The sequence below is a fragment of the Rhodococcus sp. 4CII genome (assembly GCF_014256275.1).
In the GTDB taxonomy this organism is placed as follows: domain Bacteria; phylum Actinomycetota; class Actinomycetes; order Mycobacteriales; family Mycobacteriaceae; genus Rhodococcus_F; species Rhodococcus_F wratislaviensis_A.
This window is the reverse complement of sequence record NZ_JACCFE010000002.1, coordinates 5,479,705-5,503,934: the sequence shown is the minus strand read 5'-3', so window position 1 is coordinate 5,503,934 and position 24,230 is coordinate 5,479,705. Positions and strand designations below refer to the sequence as shown.

26 protein-coding genes and 1 pseudogene are annotated in these 24,230 nt (G+C 65.8%); 6 read left to right on the top strand and 21 right to left on the bottom strand.

Annotated elements, in window-relative coordinates:
• The 18 genes and pseudogenes from H0B43_RS26180 to H0B43_RS26095 form a co-directional block, all read right to left on the bottom strand.
• Nucleotides 1-1,026, bottom strand: a complete 1,026-nt coding sequence (locus tag H0B43_RS26180) for an MlaD family protein (RefSeq protein WP_397517446.1) — start codon at nucleotides 1,024-1,026, stop codon at nucleotides 1-3.
• Nucleotides 1,014-2,027, bottom strand: coding sequence for an MlaD family protein (locus H0B43_RS26175; protein ID WP_185725280.1), 1,014 nt, complete (start codon nucleotides 2,025-2,027; stop codon nucleotides 1,014-1,016). Before H0B43_RS26175 ends, H0B43_RS26180 begins: the two co-directional genes overlap by 13 nt.
• Nucleotides 2,024-3,112 (bottom strand): Mce family protein, encoded by a 1,089-nt coding sequence (locus tag H0B43_RS26170; protein WP_185725281.1) that lies wholly within the window; start codon nucleotides 3,110-3,112, stop codon nucleotides 2,024-2,026. The genes H0B43_RS26175 and H0B43_RS26170 overlap by 4 nt, the downstream gene beginning before the upstream one ends.
• Nucleotides 3,113-3,115: 3 nt before the next feature.
• Complete coding sequence (locus tag H0B43_RS26165; protein WP_378465829.1) at nucleotides 3,116-3,901, bottom strand: MlaE family ABC transporter permease; 786 nt, start codon at nucleotides 3,899-3,901, stop codon at nucleotides 3,116-3,118.
• 91 nt (nucleotides 3,902-3,992) lie between these two features.
• Nucleotides 3,993-4,799, bottom strand: a complete 807-nt coding sequence (locus tag H0B43_RS26160) for an ABC transporter permease (protein ID WP_397517507.1) — start codon at nucleotides 4,797-4,799, stop codon at nucleotides 3,993-3,995.
• A 101-nt stretch (nucleotides 4,800-4,900) separates the two neighbouring features.
• A complete protein-coding gene (locus H0B43_RS26155; protein ID WP_185725282.1) occupies nucleotides 4,901-5,956 on the bottom strand; it encodes an ABC transporter ATP-binding protein in 1,056 nt (351 codons plus the stop codon).
• A gap of 466 nt (nucleotides 5,957-6,422) precedes the next feature.
• Nucleotides 6,423-7,025: a TetR/AcrR family transcriptional regulator gene (locus H0B43_RS26150; RefSeq protein WP_185725283.1), complete on the bottom strand. Its 603-nt coding sequence runs from the start codon at nucleotides 7,023-7,025 to the stop codon at nucleotides 6,423-6,425.
• Between the two features lie 181 nt (nucleotides 7,026-7,206).
• On the bottom strand, nucleotides 7,207-8,436 hold the full coding sequence (locus H0B43_RS26145; protein ID WP_185725284.1) for a cytochrome P450: 1,230 nt from the start codon (nucleotides 8,434-8,436) through the stop codon (nucleotides 7,207-7,209).
• A gap of 6 nt (nucleotides 8,437-8,442) precedes the next feature.
• Nucleotides 8,443-8,676, bottom strand: a complete 234-nt coding sequence (locus tag H0B43_RS26140; RefSeq protein ID WP_185725285.1) for a ferredoxin — start codon at nucleotides 8,674-8,676, stop codon at nucleotides 8,443-8,445.
• 13 nt (nucleotides 8,677-8,689) lie between these two features.
• A complete protein-coding gene (locus H0B43_RS26135) occupies nucleotides 8,690-9,562 on the bottom strand; it encodes an SDR family NAD(P)-dependent oxidoreductase (RefSeq protein ID WP_185725286.1) in 873 nt (290 codons plus the stop codon).
• Between the two features lie 215 nt (nucleotides 9,563-9,777).
• Nucleotides 9,778-11,460: an FAD-dependent oxidoreductase gene (locus H0B43_RS26130; protein ID WP_185725287.1), complete on the bottom strand. Its 1,683-nt coding sequence runs from the start codon at nucleotides 11,458-11,460 to the stop codon at nucleotides 9,778-9,780.
• Nucleotides 11,461-11,640: 180 nt separating this feature from the next.
• A pseudogene (locus H0B43_RS26125) lies at nucleotides 11,641-12,671 on the bottom strand (alpha/beta fold hydrolase).
• 18 nt (nucleotides 12,672-12,689) lie between these two features.
• Nucleotides 12,690-13,460 (bottom strand): MerR family transcriptional regulator, encoded by a 771-nt coding sequence (locus tag H0B43_RS26120; RefSeq protein ID WP_185725288.1) that lies wholly within the window; start codon nucleotides 13,458-13,460, stop codon nucleotides 12,690-12,692.
• Nucleotides 13,457-14,386: a diiron oxygenase gene (locus H0B43_RS26115; protein ID WP_252190017.1), complete on the bottom strand. Its 930-nt coding sequence runs from the start codon at nucleotides 14,384-14,386 to the stop codon at nucleotides 13,457-13,459. Before H0B43_RS26115 ends, H0B43_RS26120 begins: the two co-directional genes overlap by 4 nt.
• Nucleotides 14,387-14,512: 126 nt before the next feature.
• Complete coding sequence (locus tag H0B43_RS26110; protein ID WP_185725290.1) at nucleotides 14,513-14,806, bottom strand: DUF2516 family protein; 294 nt, start codon at nucleotides 14,804-14,806, stop codon at nucleotides 14,513-14,515.
• Between the two features lie 72 nt (nucleotides 14,807-14,878).
• Nucleotides 14,879-15,712 carry a major lipid droplet protein TadA gene (gene tadA, locus H0B43_RS26105; RefSeq protein ID WP_185725291.1) on the bottom strand — a complete coding sequence of 278 codons (834 nt, stop codon included), beginning with the start codon at nucleotides 15,710-15,712 and terminating at the stop codon, nucleotides 14,879-14,881.
• A complete protein-coding gene (locus tag H0B43_RS26100) occupies nucleotides 15,705-16,211 on the bottom strand; it encodes a helix-turn-helix domain-containing protein (RefSeq protein ID WP_185725292.1) in 507 nt (168 codons plus the stop codon). Before H0B43_RS26100 ends, tadA begins: the two co-directional genes overlap by 8 nt.
• Before the next feature lie 91 nt (nucleotides 16,212-16,302).
• Entirely contained in the window at nucleotides 16,303-17,574 is a 1,272-nt protein-coding gene (locus tag H0B43_RS26095; protein ID WP_185725293.1) for a DUF445 domain-containing protein, read from the bottom strand.
• A 145-nt stretch (nucleotides 17,575-17,719) separates the two neighbouring features.
• Between H0B43_RS26095 and H0B43_RS26090 the strand changes: the two genes are divergently transcribed.
• Complete coding sequence (locus H0B43_RS26090) at nucleotides 17,720-18,454, top strand: TetR/AcrR family transcriptional regulator (protein ID WP_185725294.1); 735 nt, start codon at nucleotides 17,720-17,722, stop codon at nucleotides 18,452-18,454.
• 47 nt (nucleotides 18,455-18,501) lie between these two features.
• Nucleotides 18,502-18,810 (top strand): DUF4873 domain-containing protein, encoded by a 309-nt coding sequence (locus H0B43_RS26085; protein WP_185725295.1) that lies wholly within the window; start codon nucleotides 18,502-18,504, stop codon nucleotides 18,808-18,810.
• Here H0B43_RS26085 and H0B43_RS26080 read toward each other — a convergent pair.
• Nucleotides 18,797-20,272: an NAD(P)/FAD-dependent oxidoreductase gene (locus H0B43_RS26080; protein WP_185725296.1), complete on the bottom strand. Its 1,476-nt coding sequence runs from the start codon at nucleotides 20,270-20,272 to the stop codon at nucleotides 18,797-18,799. The genes H0B43_RS26085 and H0B43_RS26080 overlap by 14 nt on opposite strands.
• A 35-nt stretch (nucleotides 20,273-20,307) precedes the next feature.
• Between H0B43_RS26080 and H0B43_RS26075 the strand changes: the two genes are divergently transcribed.
• Nucleotides 20,308-21,168 (top strand): polyphosphate kinase 2 family protein, encoded by an 861-nt coding sequence (locus H0B43_RS26075; RefSeq protein ID WP_185725297.1) that lies wholly within the window; start codon nucleotides 20,308-20,310, stop codon nucleotides 21,166-21,168.
• A 10-nt stretch (nucleotides 21,169-21,178) separates the two neighbouring features.
• On the opposite strand, the gene H0B43_RS26070 is transcribed toward H0B43_RS26075, so the two are convergent.
• Nucleotides 21,179-21,409: a hypothetical protein gene (locus H0B43_RS26070; protein WP_185725298.1), complete on the bottom strand. Its 231-nt coding sequence runs from the start codon at nucleotides 21,407-21,409 to the stop codon at nucleotides 21,179-21,181.
• 96 nt (nucleotides 21,410-21,505) lie between these two features.
• On the opposite strand from H0B43_RS26070, the gene H0B43_RS26065 reads away from it, so the two are divergent.
• The 3 genes from H0B43_RS26065 (at nucleotide 21,506) to H0B43_RS26055 (ending at nucleotide 23,626) form a co-directional block, all read left to right on the top strand.
• Nucleotides 21,506-22,063, top strand: coding sequence for a DUF2231 domain-containing protein (locus H0B43_RS26065; RefSeq protein ID WP_185725299.1), 558 nt, complete (start codon nucleotides 21,506-21,508; stop codon nucleotides 22,061-22,063).
• A 16-nt stretch (nucleotides 22,064-22,079) separates the two neighbouring features.
• The gene (locus tag H0B43_RS26060) at nucleotides 22,080-22,235 is read left to right on the top strand and encodes a DUF6131 family protein (RefSeq protein ID WP_005251863.1); all 156 of its coding nucleotides are present in this window, start codon (nucleotides 22,080-22,082) and stop codon (nucleotides 22,233-22,235) included.
• 188 nt (nucleotides 22,236-22,423) lie between these two features.
• Nucleotides 22,424-23,626 carry a glycosyltransferase gene (locus tag H0B43_RS26055; RefSeq protein WP_185725300.1) on the top strand — a complete coding sequence of 401 codons (1,203 nt, stop codon included), beginning with the start codon at nucleotides 22,424-22,426 and terminating at the stop codon, nucleotides 23,624-23,626.
• A gap of 22 nt (nucleotides 23,627-23,648) precedes the next feature.
• Here H0B43_RS26055 and H0B43_RS26050 read toward each other — a convergent pair whose 3' ends face one another.
• The gene (locus tag H0B43_RS26050) at nucleotides 23,649-23,960 is read right to left on the bottom strand and encodes an STAS domain-containing protein (RefSeq protein ID WP_312033663.1); all 312 of its coding nucleotides are present in this window, start codon (nucleotides 23,958-23,960) and stop codon (nucleotides 23,649-23,651) included.
• Between the last annotated feature and the right edge of the window lie 270 nt (nucleotides 23,961-24,230).

Below are 24,230 nucleotides of genomic sequence, written 5' to 3'. Positions count from 1 at the left end.
TCAGCACGTCCGTCCGGCAACGGGGACGCAGAAGTCCGAGGCCATGAGTGTGCCGCCCTTGATCGCGGCCATCCCGTCGGGCGTCATCCATTCGGCGAGCTGACCGCGCAACGCCTGAAGATTGTCGATGGCGGGGCCCATCGACGTCCGGAATTCGTCGATCACCGTCTTCGCCTGGTCCACCGCTGCGAGCACCTCCGTCTTGTGGTCGAGATAGAACGCTTCGAACGGCTGGATCGTCATCAGGACGTTGCCGAGCAGCCGGTACGCCTCGTTGAAACCGGCGTGAGTGGTGTTGTACGTCGAGAGGACCACGTCGATCTGACGGATCAGTTCGAACACCATGCCCTGATCGGCCTCGAAGCTCTGGAGGTACTCCGCGGCGAGGTCCGCGACGGTGCGCACCTGCGCACGTTGGTGATCCATGACTCGGGCGATGCTGGTGAGTCCCGAGATCATCGAGGCGATCGATGTCGGGTTCTCGTCGAGAGCCCGCGCGACCTCGTCGAGATTCGCATCGACGGTGCCGCCCTCGATGTCGTCCGTCGTGTGCGGCGCGGCCTGGAGCACGTCTCCGATCGAGTACGGAACACTGACCTGGGAGGCGGGCAGAGCCGCGTCGCCGAGCGGCTGATCGCCGAGCGGGACGAGGGTGATCGCGTAGCCGCCGACCGGGGTGAGCATGCGCACGTCGACGCGGGATTCCGAGCCGACCGGTATCTCGTGGTCGATCTCCGCCGTCACCAGTACCGTGTCCGGCTCGATCGACACATCCGTGACGGTTCCCACGCCGATGCCGGCCACCCGGACGTCCTGGCCGATGTCGATCGAGGACGCGTCGTCGGTGCGGAACGAGAACGACGTGCGCCCCGGCGGGTTCGCGTACAGGACTGCGGTTGTCGTGAGCGCGACGACGAGCAGGAGAACGACTCCGGCGCCGAGCGCCACCTCCCTGCCGATCAGCGACCGCGCCACGATCGACGTTCGGCCCATCCGCCCGGCACGGCTTTTCGTCACGGGTTGCATACGACGACCTCGCTCCCTCTCAGCAGGACCTCGACTTCGGTGGGCAACTGCGCCACACCATTCGTGCACCGGAGGGCGTCCGGGCCGCGCACAGCTGTCTGCGGAACCTGCAGTCCGGCGAAGGTGACCGGGAGCAGTCGCAGCGCTTCGGCAGTGTCCGGCACCGACTCGAACGCGTCGGACAGCATCTTCTCGACGTCCGTCCCCGGTTGCAGGCCGAGGGCGTCGATCAACCGTTTGATCGGGGTGAGGAACTCGGGGCCGAACGCGGCCGTCTTCGGGAATTCGTCGATGACCGACATCGCCTTCGCGATGGGGAAACTCACCGAGCGCAGGAACTCGACGACTTCGGGCGACCGGCCTCCCATGCTGTCGGAGATTCGCGCGAGGTTGCCGGTGAGCGTCGAGATGACCTGTTCACGATCGTGGGCGAGACCGGCGAGTTTCTGCGCGTCCGCGAGCATCGGCGACAGGCCGTTTCCGTCTCCCTGGAGCAGGGAGATCGCGTTCTCGGTGAATCTGTTGATGTCGTCCGTGCTCATGGTGGCGAGGACCGGTTGCAGTCCGTTGAACAACTCGGTGATGTCGTACGAGGGTCGCGTCTTGTCGGCAGGCAGACGATCGACCGCGTCGCCCGGATCCGAGGGAAACTCCGCGTCGATGTAGCGGACCCCGGTGAGGTTCTGGTACTTCACCGCCAGGACCGTGTCGGAGGTGAGCTGATACTGCTTCTCCATCGTGAAATGCACCTCCGCGAGACTCCGCCCGCCGTCCCGGATCAGCTCGACCGATTCGACCTTGCCGATCCGCACGCCCTTCGTCCGGATGTCCCCGTGCGCGCCCAGACCGGAGACGTCGGTGAATTCCGCTGTATAGCTTCTCGTCTCGCCGTCTACCGGACTCTTCATCGCACTGATCACGATGACGAAGAGGAGCACGGACACCGCGGCCGCAGCGGCGAGCTTGACGAGAGTGACGACGAATCCGGTGCGGTTGCTCATCGGCCTGCTCCGTTCCCGGCCGGCGCCGCGGCATCGGTGTACGCGAGCGGGGCCGCCAGCGCGGGCAGGTCGTCCAGGACAATCCGCAGGTTGAGCCGCTGACCGTCGCCGCTGTCCTCGAACGTGGTGTCCAGCCGCTCGACAGCGTCACGCAGTCGCTCGGGCCGCGCCCCGCCGTCGTAGAGGTGCGGTACCACGCCGGCGAGTTCTCCGACCACTTCGGTCACGGGCGTCAGTTCCTCACCGTGCGATTTCAACAACTGCCCGGCCTGTCCGAACAATTGCCCCGCCGCAAGGGTCAGACCGGCGTCGGTCTCGTCCATGAACGGGTCGTCGACCCCGACCGAACCGTCGGGTCGCTGGTTGTACGTGCTGTTGTAGATGTGGGTCAGTGAATCGATCGCCTGGCGGTTGAACGCCGGGAACACCGCGAGGATGTCGTTGACCCGCCCGAGCAGTTCGCTGGGAAGGGCCTGCTGCGTCTGCGCCACCCGGTCGGCGAACAGAAGTCCTGCATCGATCATGGGTGTCAGACCGTCGGTGTACCGGACGACCTCGTCCAGGCCGGCGATCATCGAGTCCGTCAGCGTGCCGTCGACGGTCAACGACCCCTTCTCGATCATGGTCGACATCGTGAAATCTCCTGTGGGCGTGCGGTCGAGTGTGCGATGCGCCTCCAGTTCGGAACCGCCGGGCTTGCCCACCAGATTGACGGCCGTGGAACCGAAGTAGTTCTGCGGCCGGAAGTCGACGTCGAATGCGTCGGTCAGGCCTGCGATCTGACTCGGGTCGAGCCGAAGGTCCATGCGGACGGAATCCGCGCCCATGCGTTCCAGACCGGTGACGACACCGACCTCACCGCCCCGTAAAATCACCTTCGTGCCGGAGTCGACGCCCGGCCCCACGTACGGGATGTCGATGCTGATCGGCATCCCGTCCGGTTCGGCGCTGCCCGGGTACACCCAGACGGCAGCGGCGATCACCGCGCACGTCGTGACGACGACCCCCAGCCCCGCCGTGTTCAGCACCCGGGCCTGACGACCCGGCGCGCCCCTCAGAAAGTCTTGGCTCCGCGCTCTACTCATTCCTCATCCTTTGAATACCAGCTCGGGACTCAGACCCCAGATCGCTACGGTCATACAGAAATTCAGGACCACGATCGCGACGAGACTCGCCCGGATCGCGCGCCCGGACGCCGCACCCACGCCTGCCGGCCCACCACTCGCGAAGTATCCGTAGTAGCAGTGGATCATCGTGACGACCGCGCAGAAGACGACCGCCTTGACGAGCGACGCCACCAGGTCGGGAACACTGAGGAATTGACTGAAGTAATGATCGTAGGTACCCGCCGGCTGACGATGAAAAGTCTTGATGATAAACCCGCCGGTCATGAAACTGACCACCAGCGCCATCAGGTATCCGGGAATCACGATGAGCATGCTCCCGATCAGACGCGTCCCGACCACGAACGGAATGGCTTGCAAGCCCATCGATTCGGTGGCGTCGATCTCCTCCGAGATGCGCATCGAGCCGATCTCGGCCGTCATCCTGCAGCCGGCCTGAGCGGCGAATCCGATTCCGGTGATGATCGGCGCGATCACCCGGACATTGCCGAACGATCCGATGATCCCGGTCAGCGCCCCGAATCCGAGCAGATCGAAGGCCATGAACGCCTGGATCGCCACCACGGCGCCCACGGCCAATCCCAGGAAGAACATCAGACTGACCACACCGCCGTCGACGACGAGCGAGCCGTTTCCCCAGGCCATGTTGTTCATGGTGGTCATGGTCTGCTTGCGGTATTTTCGCAGTGTCGTGGGCAGCAATGCGACCGTCTTGGCGGCGAAGACCGCGACCTGCCCGATTTCCTCGATGGCCGAGGTGACCGCGCCACCCAGCGAGCGAAACGGCGTCAGGAGTATCCCACCGGCGGGGCCGGTGCGGCGCGTGGAGTGTGTGTTCACGTCACGCCAACCGAGCCGGGAAGAACATCATCTGTACCTGGCTGACCACGAGATTGGTCATGAAGATGCAGAAGACACTGAGTACCACCGAGGCGTTGACCGCGTTGGCGACGCCCTTCGGGCCGCCCTTCGCTTCGAGCCCGCGCAGGCTGGCGATCAACACGACGAGCGCCGCGAAGATCACCGACTTGAGCACGGAGAAGGCCAGATCGGTCGGCGTTGCGAACGAACCGAACGATTGCCAGAAGCTGCCGGGCACCACGTCGTTGACGTTCGCGGAGATCACCAGCCCCGCGGCCACGCCTGCCGCGACGATCACGATGCACAGCATCGGCGCGATGGCGATCATCGCGAGGAACCGCGGGACGACCAACCTCTGGACCGGGTCGATACCCATCACCCGGATCGCTTCGATCTCTTCGCGAATCGCGCGAGCACCGAGATCGGACGCGATGGCCGATGCGGCCGCACCGCTCATCAGGAGTCCCGCCGCCATCGGCGCCCCCTGTCCCACCACGCCGAGTCCACTGGCGGCACCCGCCAATGAATTCGCGCCGACCTGGTTCATGATTCCACCGACCTGGACCGACACCTCGGCGCCGATCGGCACCGCCATCAGCAGCGCGGGCAGTGCGGTGACCTTGAGGAGCTTCCACATCTGGGTGGCCACCTCTTCGATGGGCAGCCGCAGCGCAATGGTGTCGGATACGGTGTGCCTCAATATGTTCGCCGCGAGTTCGGCCGATCTCCCCAACGTCTCGAGACTTCGAATGGGCGTCTCCTTCAAGTATTTCCCCACCGCGTCGATCGACAGACGCGGCCGCTGCCGCTTCTCCGGTGCGGCTCGATCTGCCGGCGCGACCGGACCTGACGGCGCGGTGTCCGCCGCGATCGCTTCTCTCACACTCGTCACTGTGTTACTCCTGTGTACGCCGGAAGAACCTGCGTGTCTGCGTCGTTCGAATCCCACTCCCCGTCGAGGCAGCCAGCTCCGAGGCTTTCGTGAATCGCGATCTGAGCGTTCTCCGGCAACGTGTGCATGATGTGCCGCACCCGCCCCTGACGGCGAGCGACGGCCTGCCGGAACGGCATCCCCGGCGTCGCCTTCATCTGCGGAACGATGCCCTCCACGTCATCGACACCACCGGCATGGTGACCGGCGTCGACCATCGCCTGCTCCTGCGCCATCTGCGCCTCGTCCTTCTCCTCCGACATCCCGATCGGACCGATCATCGTGCCGTTGAGGAACTGCTTGACCACCGGCTCCTCACTGGTGAGCAGCACCTCGCGGGGTCCGAACATCACCAGATGCCGCCGGAACAGCATCCCGATGTTGTCCGGCACCGTCCGCGCCAGATTGATGTTGTGCGACACGATCAGAATCGTCGCATCGATCTCCGCATTGATATCGATCAACGTCTGCGAAATGTACGTGGTGCGCACCGGATCCAGACCGGAGTCGGGCTCGTCCACCAGAATGATCTGCGGATCCAGCACCAGCGCCCGCGCCAGACCGGCGCGCTTGCGCATACCGCCGGAGATCTCGCCGGGCAGCTTGTCCTCGGCCCCGAGCAGACCGACCAGCTCCATCTTCTCCATCACGATCTTGCGGATCTCGGACTCGGACTTCTTCGTGTGCTCCCGCAACGGGAACGCCACGTTGTCGAACAGGTTTATCGAGCCGAACAACGCACCGTCCTGGAACAGCACCCCGAACAACTTCCGGATCTCGTACAACTCCTTCGAGGAGCACTCGAGAATGTTGGTGCCGTCGATCACGATCGACCCCTGCTCCGGACGGAGCAGACCGATCAGCGACTTCAGAAACACCGACTTACCGGTACCCGACGGGCCCAGCAACGCACTCACCTCACCGGCCGGAAGAGTCAACGTGACGTCCTGCCAGATCCTCTGCGAGCCGAAAGACTTGGTCAGTCCCTCGACGGAAACCTCCACTCCCACCATTACCTCCGTGCATTCAGGCATCAATGCCAGTTCGGATGTTGCAGGGCACTCGCGACCTCGAGCCGGAACCCACAGTCGTTCCCCGTGCGCACGTCGAGATCCCGCCGTGCGCACGCCGGGTGACGCCTGTGGTCGAATAGAGCTTCACGGCAGAGCTTTTCATCGGTCTGCAGTCGATCGACGCCGAGTTCGCAACGTCCGACTGTGATACAAATTACGTCGCACGTATTACGTTATACGCCAAATGACCGCCCAGGCAAGAGTGGTTCACAAAATCATTGCCTCGCGAAATGTGCCCGCGCGGAGACATTCCCGCTCGATCGGGCCGTGACCAGCCGCTGGAGCCATTTACCCACGAAGCTACGTCCATTAGATTTACGACGAGCAGAGCGCGTCGTGCCAACGCACAACGAAGCCGTGCCCCTTGGAGGGACACGGCTTCGACGCTGTCGGGAACCCGGGCGAACTACGGCAGGAAGGCGGGGAGGACGAACTGCCTCATCATCTGCCGGTGCGCCGGATCGCTCGGATCCGAATTGTCCAGTCGCGGCGCAAGCATCAGCTGAACGAGGGTGATCCAGGAGCAGGCGTCGTCCGTATCGATGTCCGCCCGCATCTCGCCGTCGGCCTTGGCGTCGTCGAAGATCGGCCCCCACAGTTCGGTGGTCAGACTCGTCGCGAGCGGGATGGTCTCGAGCCACGAATCTCCGCCGACGTGTTCCGGACTGACGAGGATGCGCACGATCGGATCGTTGATGCCGTCGTAGACCAGATAGATGAGGCCCTCGATCAGCCTGTCCTCGAACGTCGCGCACTCCATCAAGAACTTCCGGCCGCGTTCGAGCGTCTGACGGGAACGCCACCTGATCAACTCGGTGGTGAGCGTTTCGCGATCCTGGAAGTACCGGTAGACGGTCGGACGCGAGACCCCGGCCTCCTTGGCGATGTCCTCCATCGTCGTCTTCGCGATCCCGAAACGAAGAATCATCGTCTGGGCAGCCACGAGTATCTGAGACCGTGCCACATCGGCATCCTGACTCAGGACGCCCGCGGTCTTTCTTCTTGCCATCCTCGCTCCAGACACTGTCACTTCCGGCCGGCCACCCCGACGAGCCGCGATACAAATGACAGTACACGTAAAGTGTTGCACAGAGGGTGGCGACCACGCCCTGTTCATTACACCAAAAGAGCGAGGCAGCTGTCCGAAGTCCCACGGGACCACGGACAACTGCCTCGAACATGCCTCGAACCTAGGACGAGGGCGTAAAGGCGATCGGGAGTCGGATGCAGCCGCGTACCTGCGTGGCGTGCAGGATCGGCGGGTCCTCCGGAACGAGGCGGTAGTCGGGCAACCGCCGGTGGATCTCCTCCATGGCCAATTTGAGCTCGATTCGAGCCAGGTGAGACCCGATGCACCGATGCGGCCCTGCACCGAACGACAGGTGACGGTTGGGCGAGCGGTCGATCCGCAGCTCGTCGGGATCCTCGAACTCGCCACCGTCGCGGTTCGCCGAGCAGAGCAGCACGATGAGCTGGTCGCCCTCCGCGATCGTGACTCCGCCGAGTTCGACGTCGCGGGTCGCTCGCCGGCCGGCGATGACGGCAGCCTCGATCCTCAGGATCTCCTCCACCGCGGCCGGGATGGTGTCGGGATCGTCCACGATCTCCTGCCGCTGACCCGGGTTGTTCGCGAGGTGGATGATCCCCCAGGCAAGTGACCCCTGGACGGTGTGCAGGCCCGCGATGAGCAGGAGGAAGAACATGCGGTACAGCTCTTCGTCGGTGAGCAGCCGTACCCCGTCCTCCATCTCGATCGGGGTGTTGATGATCTGCGCGGTCAGGCTGTCCGAGGTGTTCTCACCCGAACGCACCGCGGCCACGATGGCACCGAAGTAGCCGAAGATCTGATTGGCCGCGTCCTCACGCGCCTTCGCGGATTCCTCCTCCGTTCCACCGGGAATACCCTGCAGTGCAACATCTGTCGTCTTGGTGAACATCTCGGCGTCTTCGAGCGGCCAGCCCATGAGGGCCAGGAAAACCCGCGTCGGCAGTTCGTGGGCGAACTCCGAGATGAACTCGGCTTCGCCGCGCGCCGCGAAGTCGTCGATCAGCTCGTTGACGACGTCCCGGATCTGGGGCTCGAGCTCCTTCATCCGCTTGGGACTGAACAGCGGTTGCAGCGCCTGCCGGTAGAACGTGTGCTCCGGCGGGTCGAGCTCGATCGGGATGAACTTCCCTTGGCCCGCGTTGACGAGGTTGTTCGGGTAGCTGGAGAAGGTCTCCGGATCGCGGAGGACCTGGTGGATCTCCTCGTAGCGCGTCACGATCCAGTGTCCGCCGTGCGCCGTGGAGTAGACGACCGGGCCGATGGCCCTCAGCGCCGCCGCCCGTTCCTGGAACACGTCCTCGGGCATCGCCAATGTCTGGTCGTAGACGTCGAAGTCCACGATGAGCTTGTCGGGTAGTTGGGTGGTCGTCACTGCTTCTCAGCCTTCCGAAGTCGGGAGTTCGACGCTCAGCGCGCGTTCGGGGCACATCTCGACGAGAGCACCCAGTTGGTCTCGTAGTTCCTCGGGAACCGGTTCGGCGACGACGACGGGATAGCCCTGGTCGTCGCAGTCGACTATCTCGGGAGCGGCGCCGTAGCAGAGGCCGTGGCCCGCGCACGCGGACCGGTCGACCTGCAGGGACAGCGCGCGGTTCTGCGCATGAATGGTCATCGAAAGGCTCCGTTCAGTCGACGGGAACCGTCGGATTCGGAGCGTCTTCCTCGAACATCATCGCCACACGCGACAGGGTGCCGCCGTCGGTCGCGGGCAGCGTGAGACCCGAAATGTAGGCCGAGTCGTCGGACGCGAGGAACAGGGCGACCTTCGCGTTGTCCACGAGGGACGGCGGGCGCTGCAGCTTGAGCGGAATGGGCGAGACGCCCGGATCCCACGGCCCCGCGGTCTCCTCGTACGACTGCCCGATCACCGGGGTGCCCGGGCCCATGAGGAAGTTCGGGGACATTCCGTGCGTGGGGGCGAGGGCATTGACGCGAATCCCGTACCGCCCGAGATCCAGGCTGAGGCCGCGAACCAGGCCGTTGACACCGGCCTTCGTCGCCGAGTACATCGCGATGCTGTGATAGGCGGCGAAGGACGCCGCCGACGACGTTGCCAGGATGACGCCGCCGCCGTTGGCCCGCATCGCCGGCACCGCGGCCTTGCACGAGTACACGACGCCGCTGAGGTTGACTCCGAGGACGTGCTGCCAGTCGGCATCCGTGAGGTCCTGGAACTCCACGTGTTCGCCGCCCGCCACCGACGGCACACCGCCCCGGGAGACGACGCCCGCGTTGGCCCACATGATGTCGAGCTTGCCGAACTGCTCGACGGTGGTCTCGACACTGCGGTAGACGGCTGCCTCGTCGCTCACGTCGGCGGTGACGGCGATCGCCGTTCCACCCTGCTGCTCAACCAGTTTCACCGTCTGTTCGGCCCGGTCGCCGTCGATGTCCACGACCGCGACCTTCGCACCTTCCGAGGCGAACAACTGCGCACCCTGGCGCCCGAGCCCGGACCCACCTCCGGTGATGACGGCGACTTTGTCCTGAAGTTTCATGGGGACTCCTCTGTGATGGTTCGTCGGATGCCGGAGATTCGCGGTGCGGGTGGACCTCGTGCGGCGAGACTGTTCCGATCCTCGACGGCGGGCTGTTGCCGGTCGAGCGGATCGTGTGCGGGCCGCATCTCCGATCCGGATAAACCTTATACCGTTAGGCCGTGAGACGTCAATCACTTTCTCGGTGTGCGGCGAATCGGATCATCGCGCGTACGTCATCCGGAAATGACTGCACGTGAGGCGATTTCAACCATCGAAGCAGTGTCGACCAGCTTCACCCGCGGCCTGCCGGATTCCCTGCCCAGCCGGCGCTCGTAGGCGTCGATCGTCTTCCATCCGTCGTAGTCGATCCGGTCGGGTCGCCGATCCGCGACCAGCCGGCGGAGCTCGTCGCGACCGCCGCCCGGAGCCGTCACACGCCCGGCGTGGAAGTCGTCGACGAGGGCGTCGACGGTTTCGGCGGCGCAGGCCTTGTTGGTCCCGATGACGCCGGACGGACCGCGTTTGATCCACCCGACTGTGTACACGCCCCGCATCGGGTTGCCCGAATCCGGATCCAGCACACGGCCTCCGTCGTTCCGCATCGTCGCGCGTGCACCCGAGACCGGGATACCCGCCACCGGGACGCCCCGGTACCCCACCGACCGCAGGACCAGGTCACAGTCGATGTCCTCGCCAACACCGGTCGCCACCGCCGCAGGGTTGCCCGCCGGATCCGGAACCAGCTCGTTGCGGACCAGACGAATTCCCTCCACCCGGTGGTGCCCGAGCATCTCCACCGGAGAAAGCAGATAGCGCAACGCAATACGTCTATCTCCCGGCGTACGCGGGGCCGCGGCGAACTCCGCGACGATCCTCGCTTTCATCGCCTCGATCGAATCGGGGCGCCCACCGGATATCGGTGCCTCCGCTATCTCGTCGGGATCTACCGCGACGTGAACGCCCGGGAGGTAGCCCAGCGCAAGCAACTCGGGGTTCGTGTACGCCGCCTGCGCCGGTCCTCTTCGCCCGACGACCACCACTTCCTCGATCCTGCTCTCCGACAACGCTTCCAGTGCGTGCGGGGCGATATCGGTCTTACTCAGCGCGGAGGCGCCGGACACGAGCACTCGGGCCACATCCAGCGCGACGTTGCCGTTGCCGATGATCACGGCGCGCGTGCCCGACAGGTCGAAGGTGCGGTGCGCGTGATCGGGATGACCGTTGTACCACCCCACGAATTCGGTTGCCGAGTGGCTTCCGGGCAGATCTTCGCCGGGAATCCCCAGCGCACAGTCGGCGGGGGCGCCGACCGCGTAGATCACCGCATCGTGATGCGCGAGCAACTCGTCGTGCGTGAGGTGTTTTCCCACCTCGACATTGAGGTAGAAGTCCACGTTCTTCCGCGACGCCGTCTTCTGGAACTGCGACGCGACTGACTTGGTCCCCTGATGGTCCGGTGCGACGCCGAACCGGATCAGCCCGAACGGTGTCGCCAGCTTCTCGAAGAAGGAGACTTCCACGGCGAGGCCGCTGCGCGACAGCAGGTTCTCCGCGGCGTAACAGCCGGACGGCCCCGACCCGACGATCGCCACCCGCAGCAGCGCGCGTTCGGACACCTGGACCGCGGCGGCAGGTGGCGCGGCAGCCGGAACGAGCTGCTCCCGATTCGTGTAATACGCCGCGTTGATCTCCTCGTAGCGCGCGGTTTCCGGAGTCAGGTCGTAGTCGGGAACGATGGCGTCGACCGGGCACGCGTCGATGCATGCGCCACAGTCGATGCAGCCGGCCGGATCGATGTACAGCATCTCCGCGCGGCCGTAGCCGGGCTCGTTCGGAGTCGGATGAATGCAATCGACGGGGCACACCGGGACGCAACTGGCGTCGTTACAGCAGGACTGGGTGACTACATGAGCCAACGTGAGCTCCTATCGCTTCGAGATCGGATCGGCGGGCGCGCACCTCGTCACGTTTAACAGTGATACAAATAACGTTAGATGTCAGTTAACTATGTGTCAAGGCTCACACCGGCACCACGGCATCGGGCCCACACGCCTGCGCGTGTGGGCCCGATTTCTCCGGGTGTAGCGATCGACGGGTCAGAGAGTGCGCAGCCGCACAATCTCCTTGTCGAATTCATCGATGTTCTCGACCGAGCTCATGTGCCCCACGCCGGGAAGAACGATGAGCCGCTCCAGATGACCGGCCTCGTCCAGAACGCGGGCAAGTTGCGAGCGTGGACCGGCGGTGTCAGCCGGTCCATGGAGCCCACGAGCACCGTGGTCGGCACGTCGAGGTTGTCGAGCGCCTCGTGGATGTCGAGGCCGCTCAGCGCGGCGCCCCAACCGCCTCGGATCCGCGGCTTGCAGTCCCGGACGATGTTCTCGCAGAACTGGACTTCGGCGCGCGAGGCGTTCGGCGACATCGACACGTACTGGATCGCGCGGGTCATCACCGGCGAGGACACCAGGGGCATCGGTGCGCTCAGGACGGCGCGGCCCACCGGAACCGGCACGCGCGGAAAACGATTCGGCAGCGGAATGACAGTGGTCTCGGCGATCAGGCGGTCGCAGGCGGTGCTCGCGAGGAGCACGGCCTTCGCATACTTCTTCACCTCGTCGGGGTGCCGTCCGGCCCACGCCATGATGCTCATGCCGCCCATACTGTGACCCACGAGCACGGCCTTCCGGTCTTCCCGCACCGTCGCCTTCAGCACCTCCGACAGGTCGTCGGCGAGGACATCGGGGCCGAGCGCGAGCGAGCCCACCGAGCTGCGCCCGTGGCCGCGCTGGTCGTAGGTGATCACGCGGTACTCGCCGGCGAGAGCGTTCACCTGCGGGTACCAATATTCGGTGGAGCAGGTCCAACCATGGCTCAGCACAATGGGATCGCCGTCCACCGGACCGTACGCGCGGACATACAGCGTCGCTCCGTCGTCCGTAAGGATCTCCGTCACGTCCGGGCGCAGAGTCGGGGGCCGCAGCAGTTCGTTCGGGGCCACCTCGGTCGACAACGTCAACCCGCGAGTGGCGCGCCTGCGGCGGATCGTCGCCGCCGCGGCGGCGAGTGCACCCACTCCGGCCGCGCCGGCGAGTGCCCCGAGGGCGATGGTGCGCGAACTGCTGGTCATTCCTACCCCTGTTCCTGTCTAACTTGCTCTGTTGGTGTCCGGGTTCTTCGCCGGCTCGGGCGTCTCGCCGAGCCGGCGGGCCGCCCGCTCGAGCGCCTGGGAGATCTGCTCCTCCATCGCCTCTGCGAACAGCGACTGGACGGCGTCGTGCGCAAGGGGCCGCATCCGGTCGACGAGCTGTGCGATGTCCGATACCTTCGCCTCGTCGAGTTCGAGCGGCTCGTATTCGGCGCCGAGATAACGGTCCGCGACGACGGCGACGAACCGCGCTGCGACGTCCGAAAGTCCTTGCCGCACTGCCGCGGTCTGCTCGAGAACCTCCTCGAGCGGGATGCCTGCGTCGACGAGGAGCTGCGCCGCTTCGACCAGACGCGGATTGTTCACCGAATAGTCGTCGCCGGCGGGAACGAGCACACCGAGTTCGGCGCCCCGGGCGATATTGGCCTCAGTGGTCTGTGCCCCGAACATACGTCGAAGCTCGGCCAGCGTGAGGCGGGCCGCGCGCCGGCGCTTCGTCCACCGGCTGCCCGGGTCGTCGGTCTCCAGGACCTCCTTGACCTGGAGTCCGTAGTGGGCGGCGGTGAGGAGTTCGCTGATGGTGGCGAACGTGTAGCCGCGGTCGAGCATCCGCCCGATCAGATGTAGCCGCGCGAGATGCGACTCGTTGTACCAGCCGGTGCGCCCCTGCTTCCGCGGCGGCGGAAGCAGGCCGCGATCCTGATAGACGCGCACGTTGCGCACACTGACCCGCGCCTCGCGGGCGAGGTCGTCGATCCGGTATTCCTTCATCGGACGATGTGCGCCCGTCGGAGCAGCAGCCGGGACGGTCCGCCGACGAGCCCCACCGCGTCGAGGAATTCGATGGTCTTGGAGCAACCCTCGCGCAGCATGTCGTGATAATGCCGGTTCGATTTCGCGGCCTTCTTCGCTTCGTCCACATCGAGACCGGCGGCCGCGTAGACCCGCGGATTCACCAGGCTGGTGACGACGAAGTAGGCGGTGGTCCCGAGAACGAGTCGCACCCGCGCCCGGGTGAACCACGACGCGTTCCGCACCCGGCGGACCGTCTCCTCGCGTGCGAACTTGATGTGGCGGGATTCCTCGAGCACGTGAATCCTGCTGACGGTGCGGGTGATCGGCTGCACCCGTTCGTCCTTCATGAAATCGCGCTGCATCATGTCGAGGATCTCCTCGGCGAACAGAGTCCCGCCGTATGCCAGCGACCCCGTCGCCGTGGCCTTGAAGGCCCGCGCGCTCTGCCGGATCCACCACTTGGGCCGGTACGACGGAATCCCGAATCGCTGCGCGGACCGGGCGAACATCGTGGAGTGCCTGCACTCGTCGGCGATCTCGGTGAGGGCGAACTGCACGTGTGGTGTGGCCGGGTCGTGCGAGTAGATGTCGCGGACCAGCATCTGCATCAGGATCAGCTCGAACCAGATTCCGGTGCCGGCGATGCTGGCCGCCTCATGCTTGGTAAGGGTAACGCGCTGCTCCTCGGTCATGGCGTCCCACATGTCGGTGCCGTAGAGACTGCACCATTCCGGGGTCATGCCGTACCGATCCTCCGGGATCGGCGCCTCCCAGTCGACCTCGATCAGCGGGTCGTACGACTTGCGCGCGGCAGAGGCAAGCAGCCGGGCCGCCGTGTCCTGGCGATCACCGGCGCGTGTCAGCCGGGACGTGGGGTGGGCAGTGCTCTCTGAGTTCCGCATGTTGACGACGGACATGTCAGCTCCTCGGTAGCCGTCTCACCACCATAGCATTGTCACAATGTCCATTGTCATGATCGAGGCGTGCGAAGTCCACGACTTCGTTGCGGAGAGACAGTGAGTTCGCGGCTACCAGCGAGGCCCGCGCTGCACGTCGTCGACACGCGGACGTACGTCGACGAGATAGACGCACACTGCGACGACTGCGACGATGCCGAACAATTGGACCGCGGGGAACAGCAGGAGAACGAGGAACGCGACGGCGAGAATGCTCAGCCAGATCGGTTTGCTCAACTTGTCCACCGCGGTGAACGCGTCCTTGCGCTGGCGAGCCGCGTGAAACAGCGCGAAGGCCGCACCACCCAGGGCAATGATGCGAATCACCAGCAAGATCACCGACACGACGCCGTCAACTTGAATCACAGCACCATCCTACGAGGTCGGCACGCAAACGGCCCCCGCACCAGCGGTGCGGGGGCCGAAAAGCGTGAAGGATCAAGCCTTCTTGACGGGAGCTGTCTTCTTGGCGGGAGCAGCAGCGGTCTTCTTGGCGGGTGCCGGAGCGGGAGTTGCCGCGGCCTTGGCCGGAGCGGCCTTCTTCGCCGGAGCGGCATGCTTGGCCGGGGCGGCCTTGTCTGCCTGAGCCTGGACGTCGGCCGCGGTGGCGGTGACGCGCTCGGCGGCATCCTTTGACGCCGCCTCGGCCTGGTCGCCCAGGTCGAGAACCTTCAGGGCAGCCTCGTCGCCGGCGTCGGCGATGGCCTCGCCGAGACCCTCGGCGGTCTCGGAGATGCGGCCCGACGCGCGGCCCGCGAGCTTCGCGGCCTGCTCGCCCACGGCGCGCGTCTGCCGCGCGACGGTGCCGAGAGCTTCCTCGGTCAGCTCGACGGCGTCACCGAAAGCGGACTCGGCGCGGCCGATGCCCTCCTCGACGACCGGCTGCTTGCGGATGCGCTCGACCGTGTCCTCGCCGCGCTCGGCGAGCGACGTGTACAGGTCGGAGGCGACCTTCAGGTAGGCCTCGGCGACCTTGCGCAGCTCGTCGGCGGTGAACTTCTCGCGCAGCTCGGCAAGCTCCTCGGGCAGCTCGGACGGCAGTCCGGCGAGGCGGTCGCGCAGGTTCTCGACGCCCTCGGTGACCTCTTCCTGGAGGCCGGCGATGCGCTCCTTGGCGCCGCCGACCCGCTCCTCGACGTCACCCTGGGTGGACTCCGCACGCGAGCGGACCTGGGCGACGACGTCGGCCACGGCCTGCACCACGACGTCTCCGGCACCTACGGCGGCATACAGCGAGGTCTTCACGCTGTCGATGGTCTTCTGGTCAGTCATCGGCTTTCTCCTCTTCAACGGTGGGGGGTTCTGGTTCCGGCGTCTGCGAATCAGAACGCTGGTGTTCATCTGTCCGAAGCTCGGACGTCCGGGATTCGGCCGCTTCCGCCGATTCGTTCTCACGACAGAACGACTCGTAGATCTCGAGCAGCACCTGCTTCTGCCGCTCGGTGATGGCCGTGTCCGCGAGCAGAGCGTCACGGAGGGGGCCGTGTGGCCGCTGCTCGAGGTAACCCGCCTGGACGTACAGGACCTCCGAGGACACCCGGAGACCCTTCGCTATCTGCCCAAGCACCTCGGCCGAGGGCTTGCGCAACCCACGTTCGATCTGACTCAGATACGGATTACTGACACCGGCCAGCTGCGCCAGCTGCCGCATCGACACCTGGGCCGCTTCGCGCTGGGCACGAATGAAACCTCCGATGTCGTGAGCGGCATTGCTGACTACACGAGCTGCCAGATCTCCTGCACCGGCTGCGTCGCGATCGTCGCTTGCCATCAGTCCTCCGTGTTGCTGGGCAAGACCAAGCCTAAAGGAGGGTGCTAGCAATTGCAAGCACTCTGTTAGCACTCAGCTAGCGGGCCGATCGTCAGCCGAACAGCAGCGTCGAGAACGTATAGATCAGCAGACCCGCGATGGAACCGACAACCGTGCCGTTGATGCGGATGAACTGGAGGTCCCGTCCCACTTGCAACTCGATCTTCTTCGACGCCTCCTCGGCGTCCCAGCGTTCGACGGTGTCGGAGATGATTCCGGTGATCTCGTCGGTGTAATGGACGACGACGTAGCGCGTCCCGGCGAGCACCCACCCGTCGACCTTGGCCCTCAGCTCGTGGTCGTCCCGCAGCCGCTCGCCGAACCGGACGACGTTCTCCGCGACCTTCGTGCGCAGCGTGCTGTTCGGGTCGTCGACGGATTCCATGATGAGGCGCTTGGCGACCTTCCAGGTCGCGGCGGCGAGGCCGGTCACCTCCTCGCGGCCCATGATCTCGGCCTTGATCTTCTCGGCCTTCTCCATGGTCGCGGGATCGTTCTGCAGGTCGTCGGCGAAGTCGATCAGGAACCGGTTGGCCGCCTGCCGCACCTCGTGCTCCGGGTTCGATCGCACCTTCCAGGTGAACTCGACCAGTTCCCGGTGAATCTTCTCGCCCAGCATGGCGTCGACGAACTTGGGCGACCAGGCGGGCGAATCGCGGCTGACGATCCTGTCGATCGTCTCCTGACTGCCCAGCGCCCACTGATGTGCCCGCTCGGCGAGCAGATCCAGGATGGGCAGCTGCCGGTTCTCCCGGAGCAGTTCGGCGAGGACGCGTCCGATCGGCGGTCCCCACTGGGGCTCGGCCAGCCTGCGCACCAAGGTGCTGTCGATGATCTGCTGCACGTCCTCGTCACGCAGGATCTCGACGAAGCCGCGCAGAATGGTGGCCGTCTCGGCGGCGACCCGCGCGGCATGATGCGGCTGCGCCATCCAGGTGCCCAGCCGCAGCGGGATCTCCGCCGCCTCCACCTTCGCGGACACCACCTCGGGTGCGAGGAAGTTCTGGCCGACGAAATTGCTCAGACTCGCGCCCAGCTGGTCCTTCTTCCGCTTGATGATCGCGGTGTGCGGAATCGGCAGCCCCAGGGGATGCCGGAACAGCGCGGTCACCGCGAACCAGTCGGCCAGCGCGCCGACCATGCCGGCCTCCGACGCGGCCCGCACGTACCCCACCCACGCCCCCGCACCGCGCGATTCCTGCCACCTGCAGAGGAGGTAGACCACGGTGGCGAAGACGAGGAAGCCGGTCGCGACAGTCTTCATCCTGCGGAGGTCGCGGCGCTTCGCATCGTCGTCGAAGGCGGAAAGACTCAGTTGGTCCACAGACGCCATTGTGCCCAAGGTCGGCGCGGAGGCGGGTGTCCAGCCGATCGACGCGCGCCCGCACAAGCGGCGTTGTGCCGGGCGACAACACCCGAGCACTAAGCTGACAGGAGATCGTGACACGAAACGGATGTGAAGAGACTCAGTGGCGAACGATGACGTGAAGGATGCCGAGCAGGTGACCGAGTCGACGACGAAGACGGAAAAGGCGGCAAAGCCCGACGGGCGCAAGCGCCGCTGGCGTGAGCACAAGATCGCACGCCGGGAGGAACTCGTCGACGGCACGATCGCCGCCATCCGCCTGCGCGGGCGCGACATCGGGATGGACGAGATCGCGTCCGAGATCGGCGTCTCGAAGACCGTCCTCTACCGCTATTTCGCGGACAAGAGCGACCTGACCAACGCGACCATGGCGCGCTACGTGGAGACGACGCTCGCGCCGCGGATCTACGAGGCCATCGGCGGCGACCTCGACGACTTCGAGCTGACCCGGGCCACCATCACCGCATATGTCGAGACGGTGGCGTCGGACCCCGACGTGTACCTGTACATCATGGCCAACGGTTCCGGGCCGGGCCGGGACACGGTCGCCGACTCGGAGCGAATGATCGCGGAGGTGCTCTCCACGGTTCTCGGCGAGCGGCTGCGGCAGATGGAGATGGATTCCGGCGGGGCGGTCCCGTGGGCATACGGGATCATCGGCGGCGTGCAGCTGGCCACGCACTGGTGGATCTCCAACCGGTCGATGTCGGTCGAGGATCTGATCAACTACCTCACGATGATGACCTGGGGTGGCGTCACCGGCATCGCCGCCGTGAACGGGTCGCCCGCTCGCTTCAACGCGATCCCCCACCCCCTCCTTCCGTCCGAGGCAGAGTAGCTTCACCCATTCTTGTGTAACCGCCAGTAACAGGTAAACTTCCCCGTGTGAACGAACACGAGGAAGAAGAAGAGGGCTACCGCGGCCCCGCCGACGTCGTCGTCGGCGACCGCCCCGCCGTGACCGTGCAGGTCCAGCTGGCGGGAAACTTCGAACCCATCAGCGGTCGGTACGTGTGGCACGGTCGAGTCCGCACCCTGACGGACGCCCTCGGTGCGGACACCGACCTGTCTGCGGGCACGGAACTGCAGATCACCGGCCCGGAAGGCACAGCCACCGCTCGCATCACCGGCGTCGACCTCTGGGGCAGCCACCTCGTCGACGGAGTCACACCTCCGCCGTTCAAGCGGGTGTGAACTCGAAATCCGCAGGATCGATCGAGCGCGTCCGTCTCCAGTAGCGCACCGTCGAACCCGGCCAGATCGTGCGGTTGACACCGTGTGAATCCAGATACCAGCTGACGCATCCGCCGCTGGACCACACGCCCTTTGCCAGCTTTCGTTGGATGTCCGTGTTGAAACCACTCTGCACCGCCTGCCGGACCACCGCTGAATCGGCGCCCCGCCGGTCGACGAGGTCCATCAGCTGCAGCACGTAACGAATCTGCGACTCGATCATGAACACCACCGAATTGTGACCGAGCCCGGTGTTGGGACCGAGGAGGAAGAACGCGTTGGGGTACCCCGCGACGGTGATCCCGAGGTGCGTGCGGATCCCGTGTTCCGCCCATTCGTCGGCGAGGCTCCTGCCGTCCACACCCGTCAGGGCGACACTGTCGAAGCCGTCGGTGACATGGAACCCCGTGGCGTAGATGATGGCGTCGACCGCCCGTTCCCGCCCGTCCCCCGCGACGATGCTGCCGGGCCGGATCTCGGCGATGCCCTCGGTGATCACCTCCGATTTCGGCGAGACGAGCGCCGGGTAGTAGTCGCCCGACCCGAGGATTCTCTTGCAGCCGATGTCGTACGACGGAGTCAGCTTGCGACGCAGCACGGGATCGGTGACGGTCTTGTTCAAGTTCCTCCGCGCCAGATTCTCGATCGGCCGCATCAGGCGGCGGTGCCCGTTGAACCCGAGCGCCAGCGACTCCTGCAACCAGTAGACGGCGGCACGCACCATCCGGCGCATCAGCGGAACCCGGCCGAACAGGCGACGCGCCTCCGGCGGGATGTCGAAGTTCAGGCGGGGTATCACCCAGGGCGGCGTCCGCTGGTACATCTGCAATTCGGCGACGTCGTCGATGATCTCGGGAACGAACTGGACGGCGCTGGCACCCGTGCCGATCACCGCGACCCGCTTGCCGCGCAGGTCGAAGTCATGGTTCCACCTGGCCGAATGGAACGCCGGACCCGCGAAGGTGGCGGCGCCGGGCAGATCGGGGACGTTCGGGATGTGGAGGGCGCCGATCCCGGACACGAGGAATTGCGCCACGTACTCGTCGCCCGACGCGGTGTGCACGTGCCATCGTTGCCGGCCGGCGTCCCAGTACCCGCCCGTCATCGTGCGCCCGAAATGGATGTTGCGCCGCAGGTCGTATTTGTCGGCGAGGCCGCGCAGGTAGGCGAAGATCTCCGCCTGCCCCGACCACATCTGCGTCCAGTCCGAATTCGGCTCGAACGAGAACGAATACAGGTGCGAGGGGATATCGCAGGCGCAACCCGGATAGGTGTTCTCCCGCCAGGTGCCGCCGACCTCCTGCGCCGCCTCCAGCAGGATGAAGTCGTCGCGTCCCCGCTTGCGGAGCTGGATGGCCGTGCCCAGACCGGAGAAACCGGTCCCGATCACCAGGACACGGCAACGATTCACCTCGCCGCCCATTCCTCCATGAAACGCCCCTGTGGCACTGTTTGTACATGGCAGACAACCGACGCGGATTCTGGAAGACGCCGGCCACCCTGGCCCTGCGGGCAGACCCGGACCACCGGGTCGCCGAACTCGACTGCAAAGGCACACCCGGATTCGTCGGCGACAAATCGGACGGCCTCCGGCTGTTCGAGGAGCGCGGAGCGGTGCTGTCGACTCTGCAGGAGAAGCTCTACGCCAACGGACGATCCGGCGACCACCGGGCGGTGCTCCTCGTGCTCCAGGGGATGGACACCGCGGGGAAGGGCGGCATGGTGCGTCACGTCATCGGTCACGTCGACCCCCAGGGCGTGGATCACGCCTCCTTCGGAGTGCCCACCCCCGAGGAGAAACGGCATCACTTCCTGTGGCGGATCAACAAGGCCCTGCCCCGCGGCGGGCAACTCGGGGTGTTCGACCGGTCGCACTACGAGGACGTGCTGGTGGTCCGGGTCCACAACCTCGTCCCTGAAGATGTCTGGACAGGGCGATACGACGCGATCAACCAATTCGAGAAGGAACTCGTCCTGGCGGGCACCACCCTGGTCAAGGTGGCCATGTTCGTGTCACTCGACGAACAGAAGGCGCGGCTGCGCAAGCGGCTGGAGCGGCCGGACAAGTACTGGAAGTACAACCCCGCGGACGTCGACGAGCGCAGGTTGTGGCCGGCGTACCAGGAGGCGTATCAGGCGATGCTCGACAGGACGTCGACCGAGTACGCGCCGTGGCACGTGGTTCCGTGCGACCGCAAGTGGTACAGCAGGATAGCGGTCACCGAACTGCTGATCGACGCCCTGGAGAAGCTCGACCTCGACTGGCCGCCCGCCGCGTTCGACATCGACGAGGAGAAGCGGCGGCTCGCGGAATCGTGAGGCCGCACCGTCAGAACAGGTGCGGCGTTTCGTGATGCAGCCGGTGATCGTGCCGCACGGTTCCGCCGTACAGCGCCATCGCCCCGGCCAACGCGACCACGCACATCGATCCGGCGATCACCGCCCAGCCGCCCTGACCCGAGCCTGCGGCGACGAGGAACCCGCCGAGACAGACCACCGAGAGCAACACCAGTGCGAAACTGACCCATGCAGCGAAGAGATTGAGTTTCACGGCACTCACCTCACCTTCGAGAACGTGGTCCCGACGCTACGCCCGACCTGCACCGACGACAAGGTAGGCGGGTTTTCTTCACGCGGCCCTGGGTAATCGGTCGTCATGAAGCTCGAGAGTCTGTTCCGGAAAGCGGAATCCGCCGCCTTCCTCGACGGCAGCAGCCGGTTTCTGCAACACAGGATCCGGGGAGCACTCGGCTCCTCCGGGGCGGGTCCACTGCTGCGCGGATCCTGGCTCGGGCATCCGGTGCATCCCGTTCTCGTGAGCCTTCCGATCGGGGCGTGGGTCGGCGCGACCGTCTTCGATCTGGCGCTTCGCGATCACGTCGGCGCGCGCAGGCTGATCGCCCTGGGACTGCTCGCCGCTCCCCCGACGCTGATGACCGGCTGGGCGGACTGGGCCGAACGCGACACCCGTCAGCGTCGCGTCGGACTGATCCACGCCGAGGCCAACGCCGTCGGGGTCGTCGCCATGCTCGCGTCCTATCTCCGCCGCAGACACGGAACGGACGCACGCGCTGTCGCCACGAGTACCGCGGGCCTCCTCGCGATCGGGATCGGTGGCGCGTTGGGCGGGCATCTGACCTACGCAATGGGCGCAGGGGTCGACGGGGTGCGTGAGGGTCCGGAACCGGATTCGCTCCTCACCCCGGTGGCATGAAGAATCGAGGGACGTCATGATCGTGCTCGGACTGATCTTGCTCCTGATCGGGTGGCTGACCGGCCTCACGTGGCTGTGGACGATCGGCATCATCCTCCTCGTGATCGGCGCGATCCTGTGGATTCTCGGCGCCACCGGGCGTGCGGTCGGCGGTAGGCGACGCTGGTATTAGTTCGCAACACGGGCCGGCCTCGGTGGCACCCGTCTCGTGACAGAGGGCGAGTCGGTCGGTTTACAAACCCGCAGTTCGGGAATCCCCGTGGCATGACCGCCATACATCGTGAACCGAGACCTCCCGTGTGCGGCGTGCAGCCGATGAGAACGGCTACCGTCAGCACCTCGAGACGATTGAGGATTTCGATGGTCTCGGCCAACGCCAGTCCGCTCGACATCGCGGACGGCGCCGACGTCGGGGGCCAAAGCATTCACCTTGCCGAACTGTCCGCCGCTCTCACGAGAGAGGGGCACGACGTCACCGTCTACACGCGGGCGGAGAGCGACGACGTCCCCGAACGGGTTACGACGGCGGCCGGATACACCGTCGTGCACGTGCCGGTCGGGCCGGCCCGCCGGCTACCGGAAGCCGAGATCCTGCCGCTGATGGGCACATTCGGCAGCTTCCTGAAGACGGAATGGGAGTCCGCGCGACCCGACATCGTCCACGCCCACTACTGGATGTCCGGCATCGCGACGCAACTCGCCGCCCGGACGCTCGGCATTCCGGTGGTCCAGACGTTCCATGCGCTGGGCGTGGTGGAACAGAGATTCGAGCCCGCGGAGCCGTCGAGCACCCACAGCCGAATTCACCTGGAGCAGTTGATCGCCCGCGGAGCCACCCGGGTGGTGGCGACGTGCACGGACGAGGTGTTCGAGCTCTCCCATCTCGGCCTGCCCCGCTCGCGCACGTCCGTAGTCCCGTCCGGTGTCGACGTCACCGAGTTCACACCCGACGGCCGCGCCGACGAGAAGGGCAAGCGCCATCGGCTCGTCATGGTCGGCAGGCTCGCGCCGAGCAAGGGTTTCGACACCGCGATCGAGGCGCTCTCGCACTTCCCCGACACCGAACTCGTCATCGCCGGTGGGCCCGCCGCGGACGACGTCGCCGACGACCCCGAAGCGTCGCGGCTGATGACGCTGGCCCGGGAAACCAAGGTGCGCAACCGGGTGCGGATCGTCGGGCGCGTGCCGAGAAACGCCATGCCGTCGCTGCTGCGTTCCGCGGATGCCGTCGTGTGCACCCCGTGGTACGAGCCGTTCGGCATGGTTCCGCTCGAAGCGATGGCCTGCGGAACCCCGGTGGTGGCGTCCGCTGTCGGCGGCATGCGGGACACGGTGGTCGATGGAATCACGGGCCGCTTGATCTCGCCTCGCAATCCGGTCCGCCTGGCCGAGGCCCTGCGGCAGATCTTCGACGACGACGCCCTGCGCACCGGTTACGGCATGGCGGGATGCGACCGCGCGCGGGCACGCTACTCGTGGGACCGCGTCGCCACCGACACCCTGCGCGCGTACGGGCGCTGCGTGTCGGCTCCTCCGCGCACGAGTCGAACCGGCGCCCACTGAGTGTGGGCGCCGGTTCGATCGATCAAGCCGTTCTTCCGTGCCAGGCCCCGAGGGCACTGTCCACGGAAGCGAAGCACGGGTAACTCGACTCCTGACCGGCCGCCCTGAGCAGGCGATAGACCGGCCGACCGCAGATCATCGCCCACGTCCGCCCGTCCCGGACGTGTCGCGTGTGCACGCTGTCGAGCACCGACAGACCCGCGGTTCCGATGAAGTCCACCTTCGACATGTCGAGGATGAACTGCCCCTCCGGCGAAATCTGCGTGCACACGTAGTCACGGAAGACCGCTGCACTGAACAGGTCGATCTCGCCCCGCACCCCTACCAACACCACCCCGGACCCGAGTCGCTCGGAAGTGAATTCCGCGCTCCCACAGCGTGTCGGAGCGGAACCGACGGCCGAGAGCGTTACCCTCGGCTTGTAACCGGTACCGAACTCCGTGCCCGAACACGCCAGTTCAGGTTCTGGGACCCCTGCACCACCAGACATGGCTCACCCCATCTCGAACATTGAGTAGGGAAACGGAGCACTTGCAGACAGACCCGACCTCGGACACATGACACTGTCTGCTACGGCAGCGCTTCCCGACATCGGCTGTGTGTT